Origin of the sequence: Nocardioides sp. TF02-7, assembly GCF_022437945.1 — a bacterium.
Taxonomy (GTDB): Bacteria; Actinomycetota; Actinomycetes; order Propionibacteriales; family Nocardioidaceae; genus Nocardioides.
In genome coordinates this window covers 804,736-827,875 of the sequence record NZ_CP092535.1, presented here as the reverse complement: position 1 = coordinate 827,875, position 23,140 = coordinate 804,736, and the positions used below count along the sequence as shown (strand labels likewise).

The 23,140-nt window shown below is 72.3% G+C and carries 29 protein-coding genes and 5 pseudogenes; 22 read left to right on the top strand and 12 right to left on the bottom strand.

What is annotated here, in order from left to right:
* Positions 1 to 783 carry an SRPBCC family protein gene (locus tag MF408_RS04250; RefSeq protein WP_240250382.1) on the top strand — a complete coding sequence of 261 codons (783 nt, stop codon included), beginning with the start codon at positions 1 to 3 and terminating at the stop codon, positions 781 to 783.
* Between the two features lie 18 nt (positions 784 to 801).
* Here the strand turns inward: MF408_RS04250 and MF408_RS04245 are convergent, their stop codons facing one another.
* The 7 genes from MF408_RS04245 to MF408_RS04215 form a co-directional block, all read right to left on the bottom strand.
* Positions 802 to 1,557, bottom strand: a complete 756-nt coding sequence (locus tag MF408_RS04245; RefSeq protein WP_240250381.1) for a hypothetical protein — start codon at positions 1,555 to 1,557, stop codon at positions 802 to 804.
* Complete coding sequence (locus MF408_RS04240) at positions 1,554 to 2,024, bottom strand: hypothetical protein (protein WP_240250380.1); 471 nt, start codon at positions 2,022 to 2,024, stop codon at positions 1,554 to 1,556. Before MF408_RS04240 ends, MF408_RS04245 begins: the two co-directional genes overlap by 4 nt.
* A gap of 430 nt (positions 2,025 to 2,454) precedes the next feature.
* Positions 2,455 to 3,510: a VWA domain-containing protein gene (locus MF408_RS04235; RefSeq protein ID WP_240250379.1), complete on the bottom strand. Its 1,056-nt coding sequence runs from the start codon at positions 3,508 to 3,510 to the stop codon at positions 2,455 to 2,457.
* Complete coding sequence (locus MF408_RS04230) at positions 3,507 to 3,983, bottom strand: hypothetical protein (protein WP_240250378.1); 477 nt, start codon at positions 3,981 to 3,983, stop codon at positions 3,507 to 3,509. Before MF408_RS04230 ends, MF408_RS04235 begins: the two co-directional genes overlap by 4 nt.
* Positions 3,967 to 4,881, bottom strand: a complete 915-nt coding sequence (locus tag MF408_RS04225) for a DUF58 domain-containing protein (RefSeq protein WP_240250377.1) — start codon at positions 4,879 to 4,881, stop codon at positions 3,967 to 3,969. Before MF408_RS04225 ends, MF408_RS04230 begins: the two co-directional genes overlap by 17 nt.
* 13 nt (positions 4,882 to 4,894) lie before the next feature.
* Complete coding sequence (locus MF408_RS04220; RefSeq protein WP_240250376.1) at positions 4,895 to 5,914, bottom strand: AAA family ATPase; 1,020 nt, start codon at positions 5,912 to 5,914, stop codon at positions 4,895 to 4,897.
* A complete protein-coding gene (locus tag MF408_RS04215; RefSeq protein ID WP_240250375.1) occupies positions 5,911 to 6,807 on the bottom strand; it encodes an RDD family protein in 897 nt (298 codons plus the stop codon). Before MF408_RS04215 ends, MF408_RS04220 begins: the two co-directional genes overlap by 4 nt.
* A gap of 113 nt (positions 6,808 to 6,920) precedes the next feature.
* Here MF408_RS04215 and MF408_RS04210 point away from each other — a divergent pair, with 113 nt between their 5' ends.
* Complete coding sequence (locus tag MF408_RS04210; protein ID WP_240250374.1) at positions 6,921 to 7,856, top strand: stage II sporulation protein M; 936 nt, start codon at positions 6,921 to 6,923, stop codon at positions 7,854 to 7,856.
* A 261-nt stretch (positions 7,857 to 8,117) separates the two neighbouring features.
* On the opposite strand, the gene MF408_RS04205 is transcribed toward MF408_RS04210, so the two are convergent.
* From MF408_RS04205 to MF408_RS04185, 5 genes are all read right to left on the bottom strand, one after another.
* Positions 8,118 to 9,029 (bottom strand): DUF58 domain-containing protein, encoded by a 912-nt coding sequence (locus tag MF408_RS04205; RefSeq protein WP_240250373.1) that lies wholly within the window; start codon positions 9,027 to 9,029, stop codon positions 8,118 to 8,120.
* Between the two features lie 403 nt (positions 9,030 to 9,432).
* Positions 9,433 to 10,428: a MoxR family ATPase gene (locus MF408_RS04200; RefSeq protein ID WP_240250372.1), complete on the bottom strand. Its 996-nt coding sequence runs from the start codon at positions 10,426 to 10,428 to the stop codon at positions 9,433 to 9,435.
* Positions 10,425 to 11,594: a DUF4350 domain-containing protein gene (locus tag MF408_RS04195; protein ID WP_240250371.1), complete on the bottom strand. Its 1,170-nt coding sequence runs from the start codon at positions 11,592 to 11,594 to the stop codon at positions 10,425 to 10,427. Before MF408_RS04195 ends, MF408_RS04200 begins: the two co-directional genes overlap by 4 nt.
* Entirely contained in the window at positions 11,591 to 11,869 is a 279-nt protein-coding gene (locus MF408_RS04190) for a DUF4129 domain-containing protein (RefSeq protein ID WP_275693435.1), read from the bottom strand. The genes MF408_RS04195 and MF408_RS04190 overlap by 4 nt, the downstream gene beginning before the upstream one ends.
* Positions 11,870 to 12,224: 355 nt before the next feature.
* On the bottom strand, positions 12,225 to 13,073 hold the full coding sequence (locus tag MF408_RS04185; RefSeq protein ID WP_240250369.1) for a hypothetical protein: 849 nt from the start codon (positions 13,071 to 13,073) through the stop codon (positions 12,225 to 12,227).
* Between the two features lie 811 nt (positions 13,074 to 13,884).
* On the opposite strand from MF408_RS04185, the gene rpsJ reads away from it, so the two are divergent.
* The 20 genes and pseudogenes from rpsJ (at position 13,885) to rpmD (ending at position 23,140) form a co-directional block, all read left to right on the top strand.
* Positions 13,885 to 14,193 (top strand): 30S ribosomal protein S10, encoded by a 309-nt coding sequence (gene rpsJ, locus MF408_RS04180; protein WP_154615492.1) that lies wholly within the window; start codon positions 13,885 to 13,887, stop codon positions 14,191 to 14,193.
* 22 nt (positions 14,194 to 14,215) lie between these two features.
* The gene (gene rplC / locus MF408_RS04175; RefSeq protein WP_240250368.1) at positions 14,216 to 14,887 is read left to right on the top strand and encodes a 50S ribosomal protein L3; all 672 of its coding nucleotides are present in this window, start codon (positions 14,216 to 14,218) and stop codon (positions 14,885 to 14,887) included.
* A gap of 5 nt (positions 14,888 to 14,892) precedes the next feature.
* A complete protein-coding gene (gene rplD / locus MF408_RS04170) occupies positions 14,893 to 15,525 on the top strand; it encodes a 50S ribosomal protein L4 (RefSeq protein WP_240250367.1) in 633 nt (210 codons plus the stop codon).
* Positions 15,522 to 15,827, top strand: coding sequence for a 50S ribosomal protein L23 (gene rplW, locus MF408_RS04165; protein ID WP_240250366.1), 306 nt, complete (start codon positions 15,522 to 15,524; stop codon positions 15,825 to 15,827). The genes rplD and rplW overlap by 4 nt, the downstream gene beginning before the upstream one ends.
* Before the next feature lie 29 nt (positions 15,828 to 15,856).
* Positions 15,857 to 16,690, top strand: a pseudogene (rplB, locus tag MF408_RS04160) (50S ribosomal protein L2).
* A 19-nt stretch (positions 16,691 to 16,709) separates the two neighbouring features.
* Positions 16,710 to 16,992, top strand: a pseudogene (rpsS, locus tag MF408_RS04155) (30S ribosomal protein S19).
* Positions 16,989 to 17,414, top strand: coding sequence for a 50S ribosomal protein L22 (gene rplV / locus MF408_RS04150; RefSeq protein ID WP_240250365.1), 426 nt, complete (start codon positions 16,989 to 16,991; stop codon positions 17,412 to 17,414). The pseudogene rpsS and the gene rplV overlap by 4 nt, the downstream one beginning before the upstream one ends.
* Positions 17,414 to 18,242: pseudogene (gene rpsC / locus MF408_RS04145) on the top strand (30S ribosomal protein S3). Before rplV ends, rpsC begins: the two are co-directional and overlap by 1 nt.
* 3 nt (positions 18,243 to 18,245) lie before the next feature.
* Positions 18,246 to 18,665: a 50S ribosomal protein L16 gene (gene rplP, locus MF408_RS04140; RefSeq protein ID WP_210439925.1), complete on the top strand. Its 420-nt coding sequence runs from the start codon at positions 18,246 to 18,248 to the stop codon at positions 18,663 to 18,665.
* Positions 18,665 to 18,910 carry a 50S ribosomal protein L29 gene (gene rpmC / locus MF408_RS04135; RefSeq protein ID WP_240250364.1) on the top strand — a complete coding sequence of 82 codons (246 nt, stop codon included), beginning with the start codon at positions 18,665 to 18,667 and terminating at the stop codon, positions 18,908 to 18,910. The genes rplP and rpmC overlap by 1 nt, the downstream gene beginning before the upstream one ends.
* Positions 18,907 to 19,188, top strand: coding sequence for a 30S ribosomal protein S17 (gene rpsQ / locus MF408_RS04130; RefSeq protein WP_240250363.1), 282 nt, complete (start codon positions 18,907 to 18,909; stop codon positions 19,186 to 19,188). Before rpmC ends, rpsQ begins: the two co-directional genes overlap by 4 nt.
* 69 nt (positions 19,189 to 19,257) lie before the next feature.
* A pseudogene (rplN, locus tag MF408_RS04125) lies at positions 19,258 to 19,625 on the top strand (50S ribosomal protein L14).
* Positions 19,625 to 20,003 (top strand): annotated as a pseudogene (gene rplX, locus MF408_RS04120) (50S ribosomal protein L24). The pseudogenes rplN and rplX overlap by 1 nt, the downstream one beginning before the upstream one ends.
* 34 nt (positions 20,004 to 20,037) lie before the next feature.
* On the top strand, positions 20,038 to 20,571 hold the full coding sequence (gene rplE / locus MF408_RS04115) for a 50S ribosomal protein L5 (protein ID WP_240251648.1): 534 nt from the start codon (positions 20,038 to 20,040) through the stop codon (positions 20,569 to 20,571).
* Positions 20,572 to 20,587: 16 nt separating this feature from the next.
* Complete coding sequence (locus MF408_RS04110; RefSeq protein ID WP_240250362.1) at positions 20,588 to 20,773, top strand: type Z 30S ribosomal protein S14; 186 nt, start codon at positions 20,588 to 20,590, stop codon at positions 20,771 to 20,773.
* Between the two features lie 139 nt (positions 20,774 to 20,912).
* On the top strand, positions 20,913 to 21,317 hold the full coding sequence (gene rpsH / locus MF408_RS04105) for a 30S ribosomal protein S8 (RefSeq protein ID WP_109694802.1): 405 nt from the start codon (positions 20,913 to 20,915) through the stop codon (positions 21,315 to 21,317).
* A gap of 26 nt (positions 21,318 to 21,343) precedes the next feature.
* Positions 21,344 to 21,883 carry a 50S ribosomal protein L6 gene (gene rplF / locus MF408_RS04100; RefSeq protein WP_240250361.1) on the top strand — a complete coding sequence of 180 codons (540 nt, stop codon included), beginning with the start codon at positions 21,344 to 21,346 and terminating at the stop codon, positions 21,881 to 21,883.
* Positions 21,884 to 21,885: 2 nt separating this feature from the next.
* Positions 21,886 to 22,305 (top strand): 50S ribosomal protein L18, encoded by a 420-nt coding sequence (rplR, locus tag MF408_RS04095; protein WP_240251646.1) that lies wholly within the window; start codon positions 21,886 to 21,888, stop codon positions 22,303 to 22,305.
* A 2-nt stretch (positions 22,306 to 22,307) separates the two neighbouring features.
* Positions 22,308 to 22,958, top strand: coding sequence for a 30S ribosomal protein S5 (gene rpsE / locus MF408_RS04090; RefSeq protein ID WP_240250360.1), 651 nt, complete (start codon positions 22,308 to 22,310; stop codon positions 22,956 to 22,958).
* Positions 22,958 to 23,140: a 50S ribosomal protein L30 gene (rpmD, locus tag MF408_RS04085; RefSeq protein WP_240250359.1), complete on the top strand. Its 183-nt coding sequence runs from the start codon at positions 22,958 to 22,960 to the stop codon at positions 23,138 to 23,140. Before rpsE ends, rpmD begins: the two co-directional genes overlap by 1 nt.

Below are 23,140 nucleotides of genomic sequence, written 5' to 3'. Positions count from 1 at the left end.
ATGGAGCTCACCCACCAGTTCTCGGTCCCGACGCCGGTCGAGGAGACCTGGGCGGTCTTCCAGGACATCGCCTCCGTCGCGGAGTGCTTCCCGGGCGCCCAGGTCACCTCGGCGGAGGGCGACTCGTTCACCGGCACCTGCAAGGTCAAGCTCGGGCCGATCGCGCTCGTCTACCAGGGGTCGGGCACGTTCGTGGAGCGGGACGAGGGCGCGCACCGGTTCGTGGTCGAGGCGAAGGGCAAGGACAAGCGCGGCAACGGCACAGCCGGCGCGACGGTCACGCTCACGATGACCGGGTCCGCCGACGGCACCGACGTGGTCGTCGTGACCGACCTGGCGATCACCGGCAAGCCGGCGCAGTTCGGCCGCGGCGTCATGCAGGACGTGTCCGACAAGCTGCTCGGGCAGTTCGTCGTCTGCCTCGAGCAGCGGCTGTCGGGCGGGGACACCGGGCCGGACACTGGGCAGGACACTGGGCAGGACACCGACCAGGACGCCGGTCCGGCCTCCGCGGCCGTCGGCGCCGCCGCCGCCCCGTCCGGGTCCGGCGACCAGGACGCCGGTCCGGCCTCGTCGCCCACCCCGGCGGCAGCCGCGCGGGCCCCGGCGACCAGCAGCGGGGCCGCCGCGGCCGGAGCCGCCGATCAGGGTGTCGACGACGCGCTCGACCTCGGCGCCGCGGTGCTGCCGGTGCTGCTGCGGACCTACGGCAAGCAGGTCGCCGCCGCCGTGCTCACCCTCCTCGGCGTCGCCGTCGTCGTCCGCGTGCTCCGCCGCCCCTGACCCCGTCGCGGAGCCGGCTCACCACTGGTACTCGGAGTAGTCGCGGTCGCGGGTGGTGTCGTCGTAGTCCTGCTGGGTCTCGCGGCCCTCGTCGTTGCGCTCCTCGAGGCGGCGCTCCTTGCGCTCGCGCTCACGCTGCTCGCGCTCCTGCTGGCGCTGCTCGCGCTGCTGCCGCTCACGTTCCTCCCGCTCCTGCTGCCGGTCGCGCTGCCGGTCCCGCTGGTCCTGGGGGTCGCGGTTGCGCTCGCGCTCCTCCTGCTCCTGCTGCTGCAGCTTCTCCCGGAGCCGGCGGTCGACCTCGGCGGCGTCGGCGGTCTGCTCCTCGCCGCGGCCGGACTCCTCGGGGCAGCCGCCCTCGGCCAGGACGTCGATGCCGGCCTGCCAGTGCTCGGCCGCGGTCGCGGCGCCCTGCTCGTCCGCCGCCGCGGCGTCGCCGAGGGTCTCGTGCGCGAGCGCCAGGTTGATCCGGACGGTGCACTCCTCCTCGACCGGCACGTCGGCGAGCGCCGCCTCGTAGCGCCCGATCGCCTCCTCGGGCCGCCCGTCGGCGTGCAGCGCGGCGCCCTCGTCGAAGCGCGCCACCCACGGCTCCAGCAGGTTCAACCGGTCGTTGGCGCCGAACTCCGCAGCGGCCGCCGCGTGGTCGCCGTCGCCGAAGAGCCCGCGGCCGTCGCGGTCGTGGTCGAGCATCACCCCGACCTTCACCGCGAACGCGACCGCCAGCAGCGCAGGCAGCACCCCGAGCAGCAGCAGGACCCGACGCAGCGTCCTCACGTGCCGCTCCCGTCCCGCGGCGCCAGCACCCGGTGGGAGGTCCACAGCGCCCGCCACTGCGTGCGCAGCTCCAGCAGCACCAGGCCGAGCAGGACCAGGCCGAACACCCAGGTCAGGTCGTTCTGCGCCGTCCGGCCCTCGCCGTCGAGCGAGTACGACGCCTCGAACCCGTCGGCGATGGCGGCCATGCCGCCCGGCCCGGTGCGGTGCACGTAGTCGATCCCCATCTCGTCGGCGACGCGCTGCAGGTTCTCCTCGTCGATCCGGGAGATCGCGTCGTCGTTGGTCTCGAAGTCGTAGACGTAGCCCTCGTCCTCGGAGAGGTCGTCGGCCTCGGGCATCCGCGCGCCGTCCGCGGTGCCGTAGCCCAGCACCACGCCGCCGTCGACCAGGTCGGCCAGCTGCTCGAAGGACGCCTGGTCGGCGCCGTCGGCGGTGTTCTCCCCGTCGCTGACGAAGACCACCATCCGGCGCCGGTCGGGGGTGCTGCTCGCGCGCCCGCTCGAGGACCTCCGCCATGGCGTCCAGCGGCCGGTCGACCATGGACCCGGCGCCGTCGAAGATCCCCTCGATGCGCATCGTCTCGACCGCCGTCGTGAACGTCGCCGTGTCGCTGGTGAACGGCAGCTCGAGCGTCGCCTCCCGCCCGTGGGTGAGCAGCGCGAGCCGCGCTCCCCGGCAGCGCGGCGGCCAGGTCGGTGAGGTCCCGCTGCACGCCGTGGACCCGGGGACCGCCCTGGTGGTCGAGCGCCGCCATCGAGCGGGTGCGGTCGACGACGACCAGTACCTGCAGGTCGGCGACCTGCGTGGGCGCCGCCCGCTCGCCGAAGCCGGGCTGGAGCAGCACCAGCACGAACGCCACCACGATCCCGACCCGGCGGGCCGCCGTCAGCGGCCTCACCGCCCGGGCCTCCGTCCGCGCGCGGCCACCAGCCACTCCACCGCCCAGCCGACGAGCAGCAGCCCCACGCCGATCCCTGCGACGACCGTGCCCGGCCCGTTCCGGTCGACCACCTGGCGCAGCGGCGGCCGCTCGATCCGCGCCGCGCGCAGGTCGTCGATCGAGTCGACGACCTCCTCGGCGGTGCCGTCGGAGCCGAGCAGGGCGTAGGTGCCGCCGGTGGCCCGCGCGGCGGCGCGCAGCTCGTCGAGGTCGCCGTCCTCGGCCGGCTCCCCGGGGTTGGCGATCGTGTGGACGACCACACCCTGGTCGTCGGCGTACGCGCCGGCCTCCTCGATCGAGAACACCCCGCGTCCGCGCTGCTCGCCGTCGGTGGCGAGCACCAGCGCCCGGCCCCGGTCCTCGTCGGGGCGGTCGAAACGCTGCACGCACGACACCAGGCCGTCGCCGACGAGCGAGGACTGACGGTCGAACTCCGAGACGAAGGTGCCGGCGGTGTAGGCGTAGTACTCCTCGGTGGCGAGGTAGTCGGTCCACCCCGAGAACGCCAGCTCCGCCTGCTCCAGCTGCTCGAGCACGAACTCGTAGTCGTCGGTGAGCGGGAACTTCGTGATCGCCGCGTTGTTCCAGACCGTCAGCCCGATCCGCTCGCCCTCGAGGTCCTCGACGATGTCGCGCAGCTCCTGGACGACGTCGACGTTCCACGGCGCCGTGGAGCCCGACGCGTCGAGGCACAGCATGATGTCGCGGGCGACGTCGTCGCGCTCGAGGGTCTGCGCCTGCTGGAGCCGGCCGCCGAGGAGGATCGCGCCGGCGCAGGCCACCAGCGCGGCCGCCGAGCCGAGCCCGCCGAGCAGGGCGCGGCGGCGGACGAGCGCCCGGTAGCGGGGGAGGCGGCGTAGCCGCGTCGCGTGGGCGACGTACGCCGCGGAGCGCGGCGGGCGCCGCCACCACACGCGCAGCCACACCAGGAGCAGCACGGCGACGAGGACGCCGAGGGCGACCACCAGCCACGGCCAGCGCAGCTCGGACTCGCCCGGGACCCAGCTCACGCCCATGTCGCGACCAGTCCTCGCGCCTCGCGGACCGCGTCGTCGAACCGCTCGCGCGCGCGGCCGACGTCGTCGGGTGCGAACTCGGGCGGGTACATCAGCTCGATCGCGTCGGTGAGCGGCCGCGGCGCCCGGGCCCGGAAGTCGGCCAGCGCCATCGTCGGCGCCGGCAACGGGCTCACCGTGCCGACGTAGGAGCGCACCGCCTCGCTGAGCTGCTGGTGCCCGTCGCGTGCGGGGAGCCCGCCGGAGCGCACCGCCGCCTCGATCCGGTCGATGCGCTCGAGGTGCTCACGGCGCGCCGCGGTCACGGCGTCCTCGTCGGGCGGCCGGGCCCGGCGCCGGGTCAGGACGAGCACCGCCGCGTAGTACAAGACCACGAGGGCGATGCCGAGGAGCGCCAGCCAGAACCAGCGTCCGTCGTAGGCGACCGGGCCCGAGAACTCGCCCTGGAGGTCATCGACGGCGGGCATGCCGGTGCCTCTCCAGGAGCCGGAACACCGCGCTGATCGCGGAGTCGGTGTCGTGGACCCGCTCGTGCACGACGCCGAGCTGCTCGAGCCGGCGCCGCAGCTGCGACTCCTCGCTCGCGACCAGGGCGGCGTACTCCTGCTGCAGCAGGACGTCGCCGCGCAGCCAGTCCGGCACCTCGTCACCGGCATCGACGTCGACCAGCCGCCGCAGCGCCGGCCGGCCGCCGGGCTCGTCGTGACCGGTGCCGGGCACCGTGGGGTCGAGGTCGCCGATCGTCAGGAACAGCACCTCGTGCTGGGCGGTCAGCCGGCGCAGCGACGCCGCCACCGGCTCGGACACGTGGGTCTCGTCGGAGACCACGACCAGGATGGTGCGGCGTCGGATCGCGCGGGAGACGTAGTCGAGGACCGCCGCCAGGTCGCTCGGTGGACCGCTGGGACGAATCGCGTCGTGGACGACGCCGAGCAGCCGCTCGAGGTGCAGCTCGCCGTTGCCCGGCGGCCGCGCATGCTGCCGGTGGGCGTCGCCGTGGACCAGTGCGACCAGGTCGCCGTGGCGGGTGGCGAGGTAGCCCACCACGCCGGCGACGAACACCGCGAGGTCGCGCTTGGCGACCCGGGCGTCGTTCATCGCGGCCATCGTGCGCCCGGTGGAGACGGCGAGGACGACGGTGTGCTTGCGCTCGGCGACGTACCGCTTGACCAGAAGCGTCCGGCTCCGCGCCGACGCCTTCCAGTCGATGTCCTTCACGTCGTCGCCGCGCACGTACTCCCGCAGGTCGTTGAAGTCGATGCCGCGGCCGACGTGGATCGCGGCGTACTCGCCCTCCAGCAGCCCCCGCACCTTCCGGTGCGCGTGGATGGAGAGGCGGGACTTGACCCGGGTCAGGTGCGGCACTGCGGGCGGCTCCTCAGGGCGTCGGGACGGCGCGGAACACCGCGTCGATCACCGTCTCCGGCTGCACCCGGTCGGCCAGCGCCTCGAAGCTGAGGTGGATCCGGTGGCGGAGCACGCTGTGGCGGAGCTCGCGCACGTCCTCGGGGATCACGTAGTGGCGGCCCTGCACCACCGCCATCGCCCGCGCCGCCTGGAAGAACGCGATGCTGCCGCGCGGGCTGGCGCCGATCTCGACGTACGCCCCGAGCTCGGGACCGAGCAGCTGCTCGACGTGGCGGGTCGCGCGGACCAGCGACACGACGTAGCGCCGGATCGCGGGATCGACGTAGACCCGGCGCACCAGGTCCTGCAGCGCGACGACGTCGGCGACCGTCGCGGCGGCGGTGATCCGCTCGGCGTGCTGCCCCAGGGTGTCGTCGCCGATCCGGTCGAGCACCATCAGTTCCTCGGCCTCGGCCGGGTAGTCGACGACCTCCTTGAGCAGGAACCGGTCCATCTGCGCGTGGGGGAGGGTGTAGGTGCCCTCCTCCTCGATCGGGTTCTGGGTGGCCAGCACCATGAACGGGTCGGGCAGCCGGTGGACGGTGCCGGCGATCGACGTCTGCCGCTCCTGCATCGCCTCCAGCAGGGCCGACTGCGTCTTCGCGCTGGCCCGGTTGATCTCGTCGAGCAGCACGAAGTTGGCGTGCACCGGGCCGAGCTGGGTCTCGAACTCGTGCCGCCGCGGGTCGTAGACCTGCGTGCCGATGATGTCGGAGGGCAGCAGGTCGGGCGTGCACTGGATGCGGGAGAAGCGGGCGCTGACGGCCTGCGCGAGGGTCGTGGCCGCCAGCGTCTTGGCCAGGCCCGGCACGCTCTCGAGCAGCACGTGGCCCTCCGCGAGGAGGGTGACGAGCAGCGACGTGCGGACCCGCTCCTGGCCGACCACCCGGCTCGCGAACGTCGCGGTGATGCGCTCGACGCTCTCGCTGGCCCGCGCCACCTCCTCAGCGGTCAGGGGAGGGGCCGGCTGCACGGTCGGGGTGACGCTCACGGCCACAACCTACCCGCGGGCCGGGCGCCCGAACCGAGCCCGGTACGGCGGCCGCGCGCGGCCCCGTCGCGCCTCAGTCGCGGGCCGTCAACCGCCCGCGGAGCTCGTCCCTCACGCCGCAGCCGGGCCAGGTCGCGCTCCCGCCGCTCCGCCACGACCGCGGCGAGCACCTGGTCGGGCGGCGCGCTCGCCGGCGGCGCGGGCGCGACGTGCCGCCGTACCTCCTCGAGCAGCGCGGTGCCGACGCGGTGCCGGGTCTGCGGGTCGAGCGCCGAGACCCGGCCGAGGTATTGCCGGACACCGAGCGCGAGCCCGGTCGGGAGCGCAGCCAGGTCGGCCTGCCGCGCCCACGACGCCAGCTGGGGCGGCATCGGCGGCGGGTAGGGCAACCGCAGCGTGACCCGGTCGCGGATCACGTACGTGCCCGCGGCGTGGTCGCCGAGCCGCTTGCCCTTGGCGCTCAGCAGCATCGCGAAGAACACGAGGACGCCGGAGGTCGCATAGATCTCGACGAACCCGATCAGCGACCGGACGAGGGCGTGGTGGAACGTGATCGGACCGGCGTCGTCGCGCACGGTGCGCAGTCCGAGCGCCAGCTTGCCGAGGGAGCGGCCGCGGGTCAGGGTCTCGAGCAGGGTGGGGTAGACGACGAAGACGATCACCGTCGTGGCCACGAACGAGAGCGCGAACAGCGCACTGTCCACGCCCACCGTCGCCAGCACGAGCAGCAGGAGGACCGCGACGTAGAGCACGGCGGTGACCAGCAGGTCGAGCAACCCGGACGCCATCCGCAGTCCGAGGCCCGCCGGCGGCAGGTCGAGCGCCACGCCCTCGCCGGTGACGAGGTCGTCGCTCGTGATCGCGGCGAACTCGGCCGCCCCCTGGCCCGACATCGGGGCCAGCCTAGGCCGTGCGCGGACGCCGTACCCTTGGCCCGTGCCGCGCATCGACCTCGACGCCTACGTCGCCGCGCACTCGCGCGAGTGGGGGGCGGCTCGAGCAGCTGGTGCGGACGCGGCGGCCGACCGGCGCGGAGGCCGACGAGCTCGTCGACCACTACCAGCAGGTCGCGACGCACCTGTCGGTGATCCGCACGTCGGCCCCCGACGCCGAGGTCGTCGCCTACCTGTCGTCGCTGCTCGCCCGGGCGCGGATCCGGATGGTCGGCTCGCGGGTGCTGAGCTGGCGGGGGATCGGCCGGTTCCTCACCCTGCAGTTCCCTGCGGCGCTCTACCGGCTGCGCTGGTGGTGGCTCGGCTGCCTGGCCGCCAACGTCGTCGTGACCGGCGTGCTGATGCTGTGGTTCCTCGACCACCCCGAGGTCGAACAGGGCCTGATGTCGCCGCAGCAGGTGGAGCAGCTGGTCGAGAACGACTTCGAGAGCTACTACAGCGAGGACGCGGCCGGCGCCTTCGCCGCGCGGGTGTGGGTCAACAACGCCTGGGTCAGCGCGCTGTGCATGGCGCTCGGCATCACCGGGATCGGCGTGGTGTGGCTGCTGTTCCAGAACATCCTCAACCTGGCCGCGGTCGGGTCGATCATGACCCGGCACGACCGCGGCGACCTGTTCTGGGGGCTGATCCTCCCGCACGGGCTGCTCGAGCTGACGGCGGTGTTCGTCGCTGGCGGGGTGGGGCTCCGGCTGTTCTGGTCGTGGGTGGAGCCCGGCGACCTGAGCCGCGGCAAGGCGCTCGCCGCCGCCGGGCGGACCATGGTGACCGTCGCCCTCGGCCTGGTGGTCGTGCTCCTCGTCAGCGGCGTGATCGAGGCCTTCGTGACGCCCTCCCCGCTGCCGACCTGGGCGCGGATCGCGATCGGCGTACTGGCCGAGGTCGCCTTCTTCCTCTACGTCTTCGTCCTCGGCCGCCAGGCCGCCCGCGCCGGCCACACCGGCGACATCTCCGCCGACCTCCTCGAGGACCGGGTCGCCACCCAAGGTTGAATCGGCCCCCGTAGCGCGTCGAATCGTGTCTCGTGGTGTGTTGATTCGGGTGTGGTGGTGTGTCGAATCGGGTGTGGTGGCGGGCCGAGTCGGGTCTCGTGGCGATTCCGTCTCACCACGAGGCCCGATTCGACGGACCACGAGGCCCGATTCGACCGACCACGAGGCCGGATTCAACCCACCACGAGGCCCGATTCGACCGACCACGAGGCCCGATTCAACCCACCACGAGGCCGGATTCAACCCACCACGACACCCGATTCAACAGGTCAGAGGAGTCCCTGGGCCTTGAGCACGAGGTAGTGGTCGGCGAGGGCGGGGGGGCAGGCGCTCGGCGTCGGCGTCGACGACGTCGACCCCGAGCCGCTGGAGCACGTCGGTGGTCCAGTCGCGGCGGCGGACCTCCTGCTCGGCGGCGGCCGCGGCGTAGACGTCGTCGATGGTGCCGCGGCGGCCGGCGAGACGGGTCAGCTCGGGGTCGCGGACGGAGGCGAGGACGACCCGGTGGTGGCGGGTCAGGGTGGGCAGGACGGGCAGCAGGCCCTGCGCGACGGCCGCCGGCTCCAGCGGGGTGAGCAGGACGACGAGGGCCCGCTGCCTGCCCAGGCCGTGCACGGCGCCGGCGAGGGCGTCCCAGTCGGCCTCCACGATCACCGCGTCGAGGTCGGCCATCGTCTCCTGCAACCGCGCCGCGACGTCCCGCGCGCCGGCCGTGCGGAGCCGCGCGCGCACCCGCCGGTCGCCGGCGACGAAGTCGACCCGGTCGCCGGCGCGGGAGGCGAGGGCGGCGAGGAGGAGGGCGGCGTCCATCGCCGCGTCGAGCCGGGGTACGCCGTCCTCGCCGCCGACCCGGCCGGCCGCGGTCCGCGAGGTGTCGAGGACGAGCACCACCCGTCGGTCGCGCTCCGGCTGCCAGGTCCGCACCACCACGTGCGGTGTGCGGGCGGAGGCGCGCCAGTCGATGGACCGGACGTCGTCGCCCCGCACGTACTCCCGCAGCGAGTCGAACTCGGTCCCCTGCCCGCGGACCCGCACCGCCGCGCGGCCGTCGAGCTCGCGCAGCTGCGCCAGCCGTGAGGGCAGGTGCTTGCGCGACTCGAACGGGGGAGGGCGCGCACGGAGCCCGGCACGTCGTACGTGCGCTGGCGGGCGGCCAGCCCCAGCGGGCCCCACGACCGCACCGTGACGCCGTGGGCGCGCAGGTCGCCGCGGCGCCGCGGCAGCAGCGGCGTGCGGAGCACCCGGCGCTCGCCGGCCGGGAGCCGGAGCCGGTGCCGGTTGCCGGAGGCTCCTGCGGTCGGCTGCCAGGCGTCGCGCACCTCCAGCCGCAGCGACCGGCCGCGCTCGTTGACGACGGTCAGCGCCGACTCGGCCGGGTCGCCGAGCCGCACGGTGCCCGGCGGCCGGCGCCGCAGCGCGACGGCAGCGGGACCCGGGGCCAGCAGCAGGTCGGCGCCGGCGAGGAGCAGCACCGCGAGCAGCCACAGGACGACGGTGCCGCCCGCCGGGCGCAGCAGCACGGCGCCGACGCCGAGCGCCAGCAGGAGGGGGGACCCGTCCGGAGATCGCCATCGCGTCAGCGCGGCACCGGCACCGAGCCCAGCGCGGCGCTGAGCACCTTGCCGACGTCGACGCCCTCGAGCTCGGCCTCGGGCCGCAGTCCGAGCCGGTGCACGAGGGTCGCGTGGGCCAGGGCCTTCACGTCGTCGGGGGTGACGAAGTCGCGGCCCGACAGCCACGCCCACGCCCGCGCGGCGCGGAGGAGCGCGGTGGCGCCGCGGGGGCTGACGCCGAGCGAGAGCGACGGCGACTCGCGGGTCGCCCGCGCGATGTCGACGATGTACGTCGCCACCTCGGGCGCCACCTGCACCGTGCGCACCGCGGCCTGGGCGGCCTCGATGTCGGCCCCGGTGGCCACCGGTCGCACGCCGGCGCCGGCGACGTCGCGCGGGTCGAAGCCCGCTGCGTGCCGGGTGAGGATGGCGATCTCGTCGTCGCGGGGCGGCACCGGCAGCACCACCTTGAGCAGGAACCGGTCCAGCTGTGCCTCGGGCAGCGGGTAGGTGCCCTCGTACTCCACCGGGTTCTGGGTGGCGGCCACGAGGAACGGGCGGGGGAGCGGGCGGGTGACGCCGTCGGCGGAGACCTGGCCCTCCTCCATCGCCTCGAGCAGCGCCGACTGCGTCTTCGGCGGCGTGCGGTTGATCTCGTCGGCGAGCAGCAGGTTGGTGAAGACCGGTCCCTCGCGGAAGGTGAGCTCGCCCTGGGAGCTGTCGATCACCAGCGAGCCGGTGATGTCGCCGGGCATCAGGTCGGGGGTGAACTGCACGCGACGCGCCTCGACCGTGAGCGTCGCGGCCAGGGTCCGCACCAGCAGGGTCTTGGCGGTGCCCGGCACGCCCTCCATCAGCACGTGGCCGCCGCAGAGCAGCGCGACCATCAGGCCCGAGACCGCGGCATCCTGGCCGACGACGGCCTTGCCCACCTCGTGGCGCACGGCGAGCAGCCGCTCCCGCACCTCCTGGTGGTCGCGTCTCTCGGGCTTGCTCAGCACCTCGTGGCTGTCGGTCATCCGCGGCGTACCTCTCTGTCGAGCCGGTCGAGTTCCTCCCCGAGCCGCACCAGGTCGTGGTCGGTGGTGGGCTCGGGTGCTGTGCTGCTGATCAGGACGGCCACCTCGTCCTCGCGCCGGCCCAGGTGGTGCGCGACCGCGGTGACGACGTCGGCCTCGGTGGCGGGGCGGCCGAGCGCAAGGCGGGCGGCGAGCCGCCGCCGGGTCGCGGCGCGCAGGGCGGCGGCGGCGTGCGCGCGGTCGTCGCTACGGCGGTACATCCGGCCCCGGCTCAGCGTCGTCTCCACGGCGCGGACCACCACCGGCAGCGGCTCGGTCGTGAGCGGCCCGAGCCGCCGGAACCGCCAGCCGAGCAGCGCCACGCAGGCCAGCAGCACCGTCCACACGGCCGGCACCAGCCAGTCGGGCGCGAACGACCAGATGCTGACGGCCTCCTCGCCGACGGCGTCGTCGATGGTGGCGACGTACCAGACCAGCTCGGGCTCGTCGCCGAGCAGTCGCAGCGCGACGGCGGCGTTGTCGCCGCGGAGCACCTGGTCGTTGGTGAGCGCCTCGCCGGCGCCGAGGAGCGAGAGCCCGTCGCGTCCCGACGCGAGCAGGTAGCCCTCGTCCTCGCCGGGGAAGCACCCGCTCCCGGTGGTGTAGGCGGTGGCCCGGTCGACGGTGATCGCGAGGTCGTCGAACCGCTGGTCGGCGCAGTCGCCGCGCACCTCCTCGCCGTCGGAGTACGCCGTGTCCAGCCCGGCCTCCAGCTCGCCGAGCAGGTGGTACGGCGGCTCCACCAGCACCACGCGGGCCCCGCGCGTGTCGCGCACCAGCCGTTCCAGCGTGCTCCGCGCCAGCTGCTCGGCGCTGGTGACGACGACCGTCGTCCCGCGGCCGGCGTCGGTCGCCGCGAGCGCGTCGGCCGAGCGCACCACGGAGACGTCGACGCCCTCGTCCTCGAGCACCTGCGCGAGCGCCCGGGCACCCTCGGGGCCGGGGTTCTGCGGGTCGTAGCGGCCGTCGTGGCGTTCGTCGTCGCCGCCGATCCACACCGCGACCACGACCGCCAGCACGAGCGCGACCGCCGCGAGCACCCACACCCGGTGGCGCCGCCAGAACCCCGGCGCGGCCGGCTCCGCGGTCGCGGTCGGTGCGGCCGGCGCTGCCGTCGGCGTCGTCATCGTCGTGCCCTCCGGCCGGCGAGCTCGTCGTCGAGCGCCAGCACGTCGAGCGCCTGCTCCCGCGTGGCGGGCCGGTGGCCGTAGAGGACGGCGTCGAAGAGGTCGGCGCTCCGGTCGAGCAGGTGCCGGTGTGCCGGGAACTCGGCCCCGAGCGCCGAGGCGAGCTCGTGCGCGGTGGCCTGGGGGAGGTCCTCGACCCGGTCGCGCTCGACCTGGCGCACGGCGAGTGCGCGGTAGGCGTCGACGAGGGCCTCGTCGTGCCGGCCGTCGGCCAGCGCCGTCTCCGCACGCTCCCGCAGCTGGGCCGCGGTCAGGCGCTCGTCGGTGAGGGCCGGCCGGCCCGCCTCCCGGACCCGGGCGGTGCGGCGCGCCCGCGAGACGATCAGCGCGATCCCCGAGCAGCAGCACCAGCACGATGAGGATCCAGAGGAAGGCCTGGAGTGCCGGGACGTCGCCCGCGGAGCCGACGGTGTCGTCGAAGCGGCGCCTGATCCAGTCCTGGATCCGCTGCTGCCAGTCCACCTCGTGGTACTCCGGCCGCGCGAGCTCGCGCCGCAGGGCCGAGCGCGCGTCGTCGGGGCTCGGGTCGAGCGGGGGGTCGGCGGCGCGGACCGCCGGCAGCGGGGGGCGTCACCGTGGGATCAGCCCCGCCTCACGCATCAGCTCGACGTCGTAGGCCTCCTTGCGCATCCGCTGGTCGAGGTACTGCAGCGACGTCACCGCGCCGGAGAACGGCGCGACGAACGCGGTCTGGACGACCATCGCCAGCGCCTGGACGACGGCGAAGGAGAGTGCGGCGTACTCGGGGAACGCGAGGGTGACGCCGGCGCCGGCGAGGCTGAGCGGAGTCGCGATGACCTGACCGGCGACCGTGGCGATCAGGTAGGTCAGCAGGGCGATCCCGAACGTGCGCCAGAACTGCCTGGCGGTCAGCTCGTAGCCGCGGCCGATCGCCCGGAAGACGCCGATCGGCTCGAGCATCAGGGCGGGCGCGGGCAGGTAGTAGACCCGGATCCAGTACCAGAACATCAGGCACAGGTAGGCGGGGATCGTGATCAGCGACCAGACGAGGACCGCCACCCAGTCGGCGGTCACCGCCACGAGCACGAAGAGCGCGACGTAGGCGGTGGTCACCAGCAACCAGCCGCCGGTGACGACGAGGGTCAGGCCGAGCAGCCGCCACCGCTTCCCGCGGGTGGCCGCCCAGGCCTGCGCGAGCGTGAGCCGGCGACCGACCGCCGCGGCGTGCGCGACGTGCGCGATCATCCCGGTCACGAACACCAGCCCGATCCAGCTCAGCGCGACGCCGAGCAGCAGGCTGCCGTAGGAACCGATCAGGCCGAGGACCTCGCCGTCGGTGGCGTCGGGGTCGACGTCGCCGGAGGCGTCGGAGGCCACGCCGACGGTGAACGTCAGCACGGCGGTGGCCAGGACCGGCAGCAGCATCGCGACGGCGGTGACGAGGACGGCCGACCCCACGGTCGCCCGCGGGTTGAACCGGATGATCCGGAACGCGCCGTCGTAGATGCTGCCGAGCGTCAGCGGCCGCAGCGGGATCGCCCCCGGCTTGTGGGCCGCCCCCGAGCATGCCGGGCACCGCGCCCGGACCGCCGGGAGGGAAGGGCCCGCCCGGGCCGGACGGACCGCCGGTGGCGAGGGGCGCGCCGGGCGGCGGGTACGCCGGGCCAGCCGGGCCAGCCGGGGGGTCGGGCGGTGGCGGCGCCCCGGGCGGGGGGTAGTGGTGCGGTGGACCGTCGGTCATCGCACTCCTCTTCCCTCGTTCGTCGTGCTGGTCGGGATCCTGGACGGCGGACCCGACGACCGGGCGGCCGCGCGGCCTGGGAGCATCTTTTTCAGAGCGGCCGTGAGGAGTGCGGGCCGAGCGCCCCTCCGCGGGCGCGGGGGCTCCGGCAATTGTGAGCCCGTGCCGTTCTCTGCCAAGATATCCAGGTTGCTCCGGCGGGTCGCCGGGGTTCGGCACATCTTGACTACTGAATCGCGTCTCCCGAGTCGGCGCGCAGGACCAGGTCCCACCCGGTCCTCACCGCCGCTCTGACCGAGGTCGGTGGTGCGAGTGCGCCGGACCCGGGGGAGACCCGATCAGCCCGGAGAACCGTCGGGCAGCCCCACAACACAGCAAGACCTCCACGGGTGGTCGTGCGCGTCCGACAAGCGCGACACGCCCGAGCGCGGGGGTCGGAGCTGCGGGGGATGAGTGACCGGGACCGACTCAAGCCCGAGGACGTCTCGAACCAGCGGACGCGGACAGAAGTAAGGACGAGAGAGACCTATGGCGGGACAGAAGATCCGCATCAGGCTCAAGGCCTATGACCACGAGGTGATCGACACCTCGGCGCGCAAGATCGTCGACACGGTCACCCGCACGGGTGCCCGGGTGGCCGGCCCGGTGCCGCTGCCCACCGAGAAGAACGTCTTCGTCGTCATCCGCTCGCCCCACAAGTACAAGGACTCCCGCGAGCACTTCGAGATGCGCACCCACAAGCGCCTCATCGACATCATCGACCCGACCCCCAAGACCGTCGACAGCCTGATGCGGCTCGACCTGCCGGCCGGTGTCGACATCGAGATCAAGCTCTAGGTCCAAGGGAGCCTGTGACGCCATGACCATTGAACGCAACGTGAAGGGCCTGCTGGGCACCAAGCTCGGCATGACCCAGCTGTGGGACGAGAACAACCGCGTCGTCCCCGTGACCGTGATCGCCGCCGCGACCAACATCGTGACCCAGGTCCGCCAGCCCGAGCCCGACGGCTACAACGCCGTCCAGATCGGCTTCGGCGAGATCGAGGGCCGCAAGGTCAACAAGCCGCAGGCCGGTCACTTCGCCAAGGCCGGCACCACGCCCCGCCGGCACCTCTTCGAGATCCGCACCGCCGACGCCGCCACCTACACCGTGGGCCAGGAGCTCGCGGTCGACACGTTCGAGGCCGGCGAGGTCGTCGACGTGACCGGCACCAGCAAGGGCAAGGGCTTCGCCGGCGTCATGAAGCGCCACGGCTTCGCCGGCGTGAGCGCCTCCCACGGTGCCCACCGCAACCACCGCAAGCCCGGCTCGATCGGCGCCTGCGCCACCCCGGGCCGCGTCTTCAAGGGGATGCGGATGGCGGGCCGGCTCGGCAGCGAGACGGTCACCACCCAGAACGTCACCGTGCACGCGGTCGACGTCGAGAAGGGCCTGATCCTGCTCAAGGGCGCCGTCCCCGGCCCCAAGGGCGGCGTCGTCGTACTCCGCTCGGCCGCGAAGTCGGCCGAGCCGATGGTTCGGAAGGGCTGATCGTCATGGCCGACAACAACGTCAAGGTGGTCGCCGTCGACCTGCCGGGGGAGATCTTCGACGCGGAGGTCAGCGTCCCGCTGATCCACCAGGTCGTCGTCGCCCAGCAGGCGGCCGCGCGCCAGGGCACGCACGCCACCAAGACCCGCGGCGCCGTCCGCGGCGGTGGCAAGAAGCCCTACCGCCAGAAGGGCACCGGCCGCGCCCGCCAGGGCTCGATCCGGGCGCCGCAGTTCGCAGGCGGTGGCACCGTCCACGGCCCGCAGCCGCGTGACTACAGCCAGCGGACCCCGAAGAAGATGAAGGCCGCCGCGCTCCGCGGCGCCCTGTCCGACCGGGCCCGCAACGAGCGGATCCACGTCGTCGAGGCGCTGGTCGAGGGCGACAAGCCGTCGACCAAGGCCGCGCTCGCCGCGCTCCGCGGGCTGACCGACCGCAACAACTTCCTCGTGGTGCTCGAGCGCACCGACACCGTCACCTGGCTGTCGCTGCGCAACGCCCCCGAGGTGCACCTGGTCGCCGTCGACCAGCTGAACACCTACGACGTGCTCGCGAGCGACGACGTCGTCTTCAGCAAGGGCGCGTACGACGCGTTCGTCAGCGGCGCCGCCTACGGCAAGAAGGAGGGCGACAAGTGAGCACGCTCCACAAGGACCACCGCGACATCCTCATCGCACCGGTGGTGTCGGAGAAGAGCTACAGCCTGCTCGACGCCAACAAGTACACGTTCCTGGTGCGCCCGGACGCCAACAAGACCGAGATCAAGATCGCGGTCGAGAAGGTGTTCAACGTGAAGGTCACCTCGGTCAACACCCTCAACCGGGCCGGCAAGACCCGGCGCACCCGCTACGGCATCGGCAAGCGCAAGGACACCAAGCGCGCGATCGTCAGCCTCGCCGAGGGTCACCGCATCGACATCTTCGGAGGTCCGGTCTCCTGACCGGGCGCCTGGCAAAGGACTGAAGACACATGGCTATCCGCAAGTACAAGCCGACCACCCCGGGCCGTCGCGGCGCGTCGGTGGCCGACTTCGTCGAGATCACCCGGACCACGCCGGAGAAGTCGCTGACCCGTCCGCTCCCCAAGAAGGGCGGCCGCAACAACCAGGGCCGGATCACCACCCGGCACCAGGGCGGCGGTCACAAGCGGGCCTACCGGATCATCGACTTCCGTCGCTACGACAAGGACGGCGTGCCGGCGAAGGTCGCGCACATCGAGTACGACCCCAACCGCACCGCGCGGATCGCGCTGCTGCACTACGCCGACGGCGAGAAGCGCTACATCATCGCGCCGAAGGACCTGTCGCAGGGCATGCGCGTGGAGGCGGGTGTCAACGCCGACATCAAGCCCGGCAACAACCTGCCGCTGCGCAACATCCCGGTCGGCACGACCATCCACTGCGTCGAGCTGCGTCCCGGCGGCGGCGCCGGCTGGCCCGCTCGGCCGGCAACAGCGCCCAGCTGGTCGCCCGTGAGGGCTCCCGCGCGACGCTGCGACTGCCGTCGGGCGAGATGCGGTTCGTCGACGTCCGCTGCCGCGCCACCGTCGGCGAGGTCGGCAACGCCGAGCAGTCCAACATCAACTGGGGCAAGGCCGGCCGGATGCGGTGGAAGGGCAAGCGCCCGACCGTCCGCGGTGTCGTCATGAACCCGGTGGACCACCCGCACGGTGGTGGTGAGGGGCAAGACCTCGGGTGGTCGCCACCCGGTCTCGCCGTGGGGCAAGCCCGAGGGCCGCACGCGCAAGCGCAAGGCCAGCGACGCCCAGATCATCCGCCGCCGCAAGACCGGCAAGAAGCGCTGAGTAGGGAAGTAGACGAGAGATGCCTCGCAGCCTGAAGAAGGGCCCCTTCGTCGACGACCACCTGATGAAGAAGGTGGACGCGGAGAACGAGAAGGGCAGCCACAACGTCATCAAGACCTGGTCGCGCCGCTCGATGATCGTCCCGGCGATGATCGGTCACACGATCGCCGTCCACGACGGTCGCAAGCACGTGCCGGTCTTCATCACCGACGCGATGGTCGGCCACAAGCTGGGCGAGTTCGCGCCCACCCCGCACCTACCGCGGCCACGTCAAGGAAGACCGGAAGGGACGTCGTCGATGACCACCACTGACCGCCGGCGCGTCAGCGCCCGCCGCGAGTCGCTGCTCGGCGACCAGCCGGGTGCGTTCGCGAGCGCCCGCTTCGTCCGGATCACCCCGATGAAGGCCCGTCGTGTCGTCGACATGGTCCGCGGGCTGCCCGTGGACGAGGCGGCCACCATCCTCGAGTTCACCCCGCAGGCCGCCGCCAAGACGGTCGGCAAGGTGCTCGCGAGCGCCGTGGCGAACGCCGAGACCACCGAGGGGCTGTCCACCGCCGACCTCGTGGTGTCGATCGCCCACGTCGACGAGGGCCCGACGATGAAGCGCTGGCGTCCGCGTGCGCAGGGCCGGGCCACCCGGATCAACAAGCGCACCAGCCACATCACGATCGCGGTCCAGCCGGCCGACGTCGTCGCCCAGAGCAAGAAGGCGGGTAAGTAATGGGCCAGAAGATCAACCCGAACGGCTTCCGTCTCGGCATCTCCACCGACCACAAGTCGCGGTGGTACGCCGACAAGCTGTACAAGTCCTACGTCGGCGAGGACGTCGCGATCCGCAAGCTGCTCTCCAAGGGCATGGAGCGGGCCGGCATCGCCAAGGTCGAGATCGAGCGCACCCGCGACCGGGTCCGCGTCGACATCCACACCGCCCGGCCGGGCATCGTCATCGGCCGCCGCGGCGCGGAGGCCGACCGGATCCGCGGCGAGCTCGAGAAGCTCACCGGCAAGCAGGTCCAGCTCAACATCCTCGAGGTCAAGAACCCCGAGGTCGACGCCCAGCTGGTCGCCCAGGGCGTCGCCGAGCAGCTGTCGGGCCGGGTCCAGTTCCGGCGCGCGATGCGCAAGGCGATGCAGACCTCGATGCGCTCCGGTGCCAAGGGCATCCGGATCCAGTGCTCCGGTCGCCTCAACGGCGCCGAGATGTCGCGCACCGAGTTCTACCGCGAGGGCCGCGTCCCGCTGCACACCCTGCGTGCCGACATCGACTACGGCTTCTACGAGGCCCGCACCACCTTCGGCCGGATCGGCGTGAAGGTGTGGATCTACAAGGGCGAGGTCGCCGGCACCCGTGCCGAGCGCCAGGCCCAGGCCGCTGCCCGCGCCGGCGTCCCCCGGCCGCGGCGGTCGTCCCAGCCGCGGCGGTGACCGTCCGACCCGTGGGTCGCGCGGCGACCGTCCCACCCGCTCCGAGCGCGAGAACCCGGCGGCCGCGGGCAACACCGCTGCCGCGGAGGGTCCGGCCGAGCAGAACCCCGGAACGGAGTCCTGAGTCATGTTGATGCCCCGTCGCGTCAAGCACCGCAAGCAGCACCACCCCAAGCGGCGTGGCGTTGCTAAGGGCGGCACCACGCTGGCGTTCGGTGACTTCGGCATCCAGGCGGTCGAGGGTCACTACGTGACCAACCGCCAGATCGAGTCGGCCCGTATCGCCATGACCCGTCACATCAAGCGTGGCGGCAAGGTGTGGATCAACATCTACCCCGACCGCCCGCTGACCAAGAAGCCTGCCGAGACCCGGATGGGCTCCGGCAAGGGCTCGCCGGAGTGGTGGGTCGCCAACGTCAAGCCCGGCCGCGTCATGTTCGAGCTGTCCGGCGTCGACGAGACCGTCGCCCGCGAGGCGATGCGCCGCGCCATGCACAAGCTGCCCATGAAGTGCCGCTTCATCTCCCGAGAGGCTGGTGAGTTCTGATGGCCATCAACGCCACTCGTGCCCATGAGCTGGACGAGCTCAACGACATCGACCTCGAGGCCCGGCTGCGCGAGGCCAAGGAGGAGCTGTTCAACCTGCGGTTCCAGGCGGCCACCGGCCAGCTGGAGAGCCACGGTCGGCTGCGCAGCGTGAAGAGGGACATCGCCCGGATCTACACCGTGGTGCGCGAGCGCGAGCTCGGCATCCGGACCGCCCCGGGCACGGAGACGGAGGAGACGGCATGACCGAGCAGCCGGAGAACACCACCGAGCAGCGGAACTCGCGCAAGGTCCGCGAGGGCCTCGTCGTCAGCGACAAGATGGACAAGACCGTGGTCGTGTCCGTCGAGGACCGCGTGAAGCACCCGCTCTACGGCAAGGTCATGCGCCGCACCAGCCGGCTCAAGGCCCACGACGAGACCAACGAGTGCGGCATCGGCGACCGCGTCCTCCTCATGGAGACCCGGCCGCTGTCCGCCACCAAGCGGTGGCGGGTCGTGCAGGTCCTCGAGCGCGCCAAGTAGTCCACCCGTTCGGCCAGGCTCGTCCTCCAGCGAGGGGACGAGAACCGGCACGACAACCAGGAGAAATCGATGATTCAGCAGGAGTCGCGACTGAAGGTCGCCGACAACACCGGAGCCAAGGAGATCTTGTGCATCCGCGTGCTCGGCGGCTCCGGTCGCCGCTACGCCGGGATCGGTGACGTCGTCGTCGCCACCGTCAAGGACGCGATCCCCGGTGGCAACGTCAAGAAGGGTGACGTCGTCAAGGCCGTCATCGTGCGCACCGTCAGGAGCGCCGCCGGCCCGACGGTTCCTACATCCGCTTCGACGAGAACGCCGCCGTGATCCTCAAGAACGACGGCGAGCCCCGCGGCACCCGCATCTTCGGCCCCGTCGGCCGTGAGCTGCGGGAGAAGAAGTTCATGAAGATCATCTCGCTCGCACCGGAGGTGCTGTGATGGCTGCGTCGAGGAAGACCCCCAAGGTCGCCATCAAGAAGGGCGACACCGTCAAGGTCATCGCCGGCAAGGACAAGGGCGCCGAGGGCAAGGTCATCAAGGTGCTCCGCGAGGAGCAGCGGGTGGTCGTCGAGGGCGTCAACCGGATCAAGAAGCACACCAAGGTCGTCAACCAGGGCGGTCGTGCCGGCAGCACCGGCGGCATCATCACGACCGAGGCCCCGATCCACGTGTCCAACGTGATGCTGGTCGAGGGTGACGGCGTGACGCGGATCGGCTTCAAGCGGGTCGAGGTGACCAAGCGGCGCCCCCGACGGCTCCGAGTACACCGCGACGCGCAGCGTCCGCATCTCCCGCAAGACCGGGAAGGAAATCTGATGAGTGAGGCTGTTGCCGAGAAGGTGACCCCCGGCTGAAGACGCGGTACCGCGAGGAGATCCTCCCGGCGCTGAAGTCGGAGTTCGAGATCGCCAACGTCATGCAGGTCCCGGGCCTGACCAAGATCGTCGTCAACATGGGCGTCGGCGAGGCGGCCCGCGACTCGAAGCTGATCGAGGGCGCGATCCGCGACCTGGCCGCGATCACCGGCCAGAAGCCGTCCGTGACCAAGGCCCGCAAGTCGATCGCGCAGTTCAAGCTCCGCGAGGGCATGCCGATCGGCGCGCACGTCACGCTGCGCGGCGACCGGATGTGGGAGTTCCTCGACCGGCTGCTCGCGCTGGCGCTGCCGCGTATCCGCGACTTCCGCGGGCTGAACCCCAAGCAGTTCGACGGCCGGGGCAACTACACCTTCGGCCTGACCGAGCAGGTGATGTTCCACGAGATCGACCAGGACAAGGTCGACCGCACCCGCGGCATGGACATCACGATCGTGACCACCGCCACCGACGACGAGCAGGGACGGGCGCTTCTCAAGGCGCTCGGGTTCCCGTTCGCCGAGCGCTGAGGAAGAGGTAACTGACATGGCGAAGACTGCGCTCAAGGTCAAGGCGGCCCGCAAGCCGAAGTTCGCGGTGCGCGCCTACACCCGCTGCCAGCGGTGTGGGCGTCCCAAGGCGGTCTACCGCAAGTTCGGCCTGTGCCGGATCTGCCTGCGGGAGATGGCCCACCGCGGCGAGCTGCCCGGCGTCACCAAGTCCTCCTGGTGAACGCACGGGGGCTCCGCCCCCGTGTGCCCCCGACCAGGGGCGCCGCCTCCAGACCCCCGAACGGGACAACTCAACTGAGCTGACAGGTCCACTCGCCGCTCGAGCGGGCGGAAACCGCAGCAGAAGGAATGCACACATCATGACGATGACCGACCCGATCGCAGACATGCTGACCCGTCTGCGCAACGCCAACCAGGCGTACCACGACGCGGTGTCGATGCCGTACAGCAAGCTGAAGCAGGGCGTCGCGGAGATCCTCAAGCAGGAGGGCTACATCACCTCCTTCGACGTGGCCGACAACGAGAACGGCGTCGGCAAGACGCTGACGATCACGCTGAAGTACGGCCGCAACCGCGAGCGCTCGATCGCCGGCGTGCGCCGCATCAGCAAGCCCGGTCTGCGGGTCTACGCCAAGCACACGGGTCTCCCGAAGGTGCTCGGCGGCCTCGGCGTCGCGATCATCTCGACGAGCCAGGGCCTGCTGACCGACCGCCAGGCCAACCAGAAGGGCGTGGGTGGGGAAGTCCTCGCCTACGTCTGGTGACGAGGACCAGGAAAGGAAGCACAGCTATGTCTCGCATCGGCAAGCTCCCCGTCCCGGTCCCGACCGGGGTCGACGTGGCCATCGACGGTCCTGTCGTGACCGTCAAGGGCCCGAAGGGGACCCTGAGCCACACCGTCGCCGAGCCGATCGTCGTCGAGCAGGGCGAGGGCGTGCTCGACGTACGCCGCCCCGACGACGAGCGCCGCTCGAAGGCCCTCCACGGCCTCACCCGCACCCTGATCAACAACATGGTCGTGGGCGTGACCGAGGGCTACGAGAAGAAGCTCGAGATCGTCGGCGTCGGTTACCGTGTCCTGCCCAAGGGCCCGACCCAGCTGGAGTTCCAGCTCGGCTACTCGCACCCGATCACCTTCAACGCCCCGGAGGGCATCACCTTCCAGGTGGAGGGCCCGACGAAGTTCGGCGTCCAGGGGATCGACAAGCAGCTCGTGGGCGAGGTCGCGGCCAACATCCGCAAGCTCCGCAAGCCCGAGCCCTACAAGGGCAAGGGCGTCCGGTACGCCGGCGAGCACGTCCGTCGCAAGGTCGGAAAGGCTGGTAAGTGACCATGGCGATCACGCTCAAGCACGAGCGGCACCTCTCGGCGCGCGCCAAGTCGCGGCTGCGCCGGCAGATCCGGGGCCGCAAGAAGATCTCCGGCACCGCCGAGCGCCCGCGCCTGGTGGTCACCCGGTCGACCAAGCACATCACCGTGCAGGTCGTCGACGACGTCGTCGGCAAGACGCTGGCCTCCGCCTCCACCATGGAGGGCGACCTGCGCTCGTTCGACGGCGACAAGACGGCGAAGGCGAAGAAGGTCGGCGAGCTCGTCGCCGCCCGCGCCAAGGAGCAGGGTGTCGAGTCGGTCGTGTTCGACCGGGCCGGCAACAAGTACCACGGTCGCATCGCGGCCCTGGCCGATGGCGCCCGCGAGGGGCGGCCTGGCCTTCTGACGGCCGCGACAGCGAACACAAGGACTGAGGAGTAATCATGAGCGGAGCCCAGCGCGGACAGCGTTCGGGTGGCGACCGCGGGTCGCGCGGTCGTGACGACCGTCGCGGCGGCGCGGACAAGAACCAGTACGTCGAGCGCGTCGTCGCCATCAACCGCGTCGCCAAGGTCGTGAAGGGTGGTCGTCGCTTCAGCTTCACCGCCCTCGTGGTCGTCGGCGACGGCGACGGCCTGGTGGGCGTCGGCTACGGCAAGGCCAAGGAGGTGCCGGCGGCGATCGCCAAGGGTGTCGAGGAGGCGAAGAAGAACTTCTTCCGCGTCCCCCGCATCCAGGGCACCATCCCGCACCCGGTGCAGGGCGAGAAGGCGGCCGGTGTCGTCTTCCTGCGCCCGGCGGCGCCCGGTACCGGTGTGATCGCCGGTGGCCCGGTGCGCGCCGTCCTGGAGTGCGCCGGCATCCACGACGTGCTCAGCAAGTCGCTGGGCTCGTCCAACCAGATCAACATCGTCCACGCGACCGTCGAGGCGCTGCGGATGCTCGAGCAGCCGGAGGCCGTCGCCTCCCGCCGCGGCCTGCCGGTCGAGGACGTCGCCCCCGGCGGCGCTGCTCAAGGCGAAGGCCGAGGGCGAGGCCGAGGCGCGCGACAAGGCCAAGGACTCCGAGGCCGCACTGGCCGGGGGACCGTCTGATGGCGCAGCTCAAGGTCCAGCAGAAGAAGTCGTCGATCGGTTGCAAGGCCAACCAGCGCGAGACCCTGCGCAGCCTCGGTCTCAAGCGCATCGGCGACGTCGTCGTCAAGGAGGACCGGCCCGAGATCCGCGGCATGGTCCAGACCGTCCGTCACCTCGTGACGGTTGAAGAGGTGGAGTGA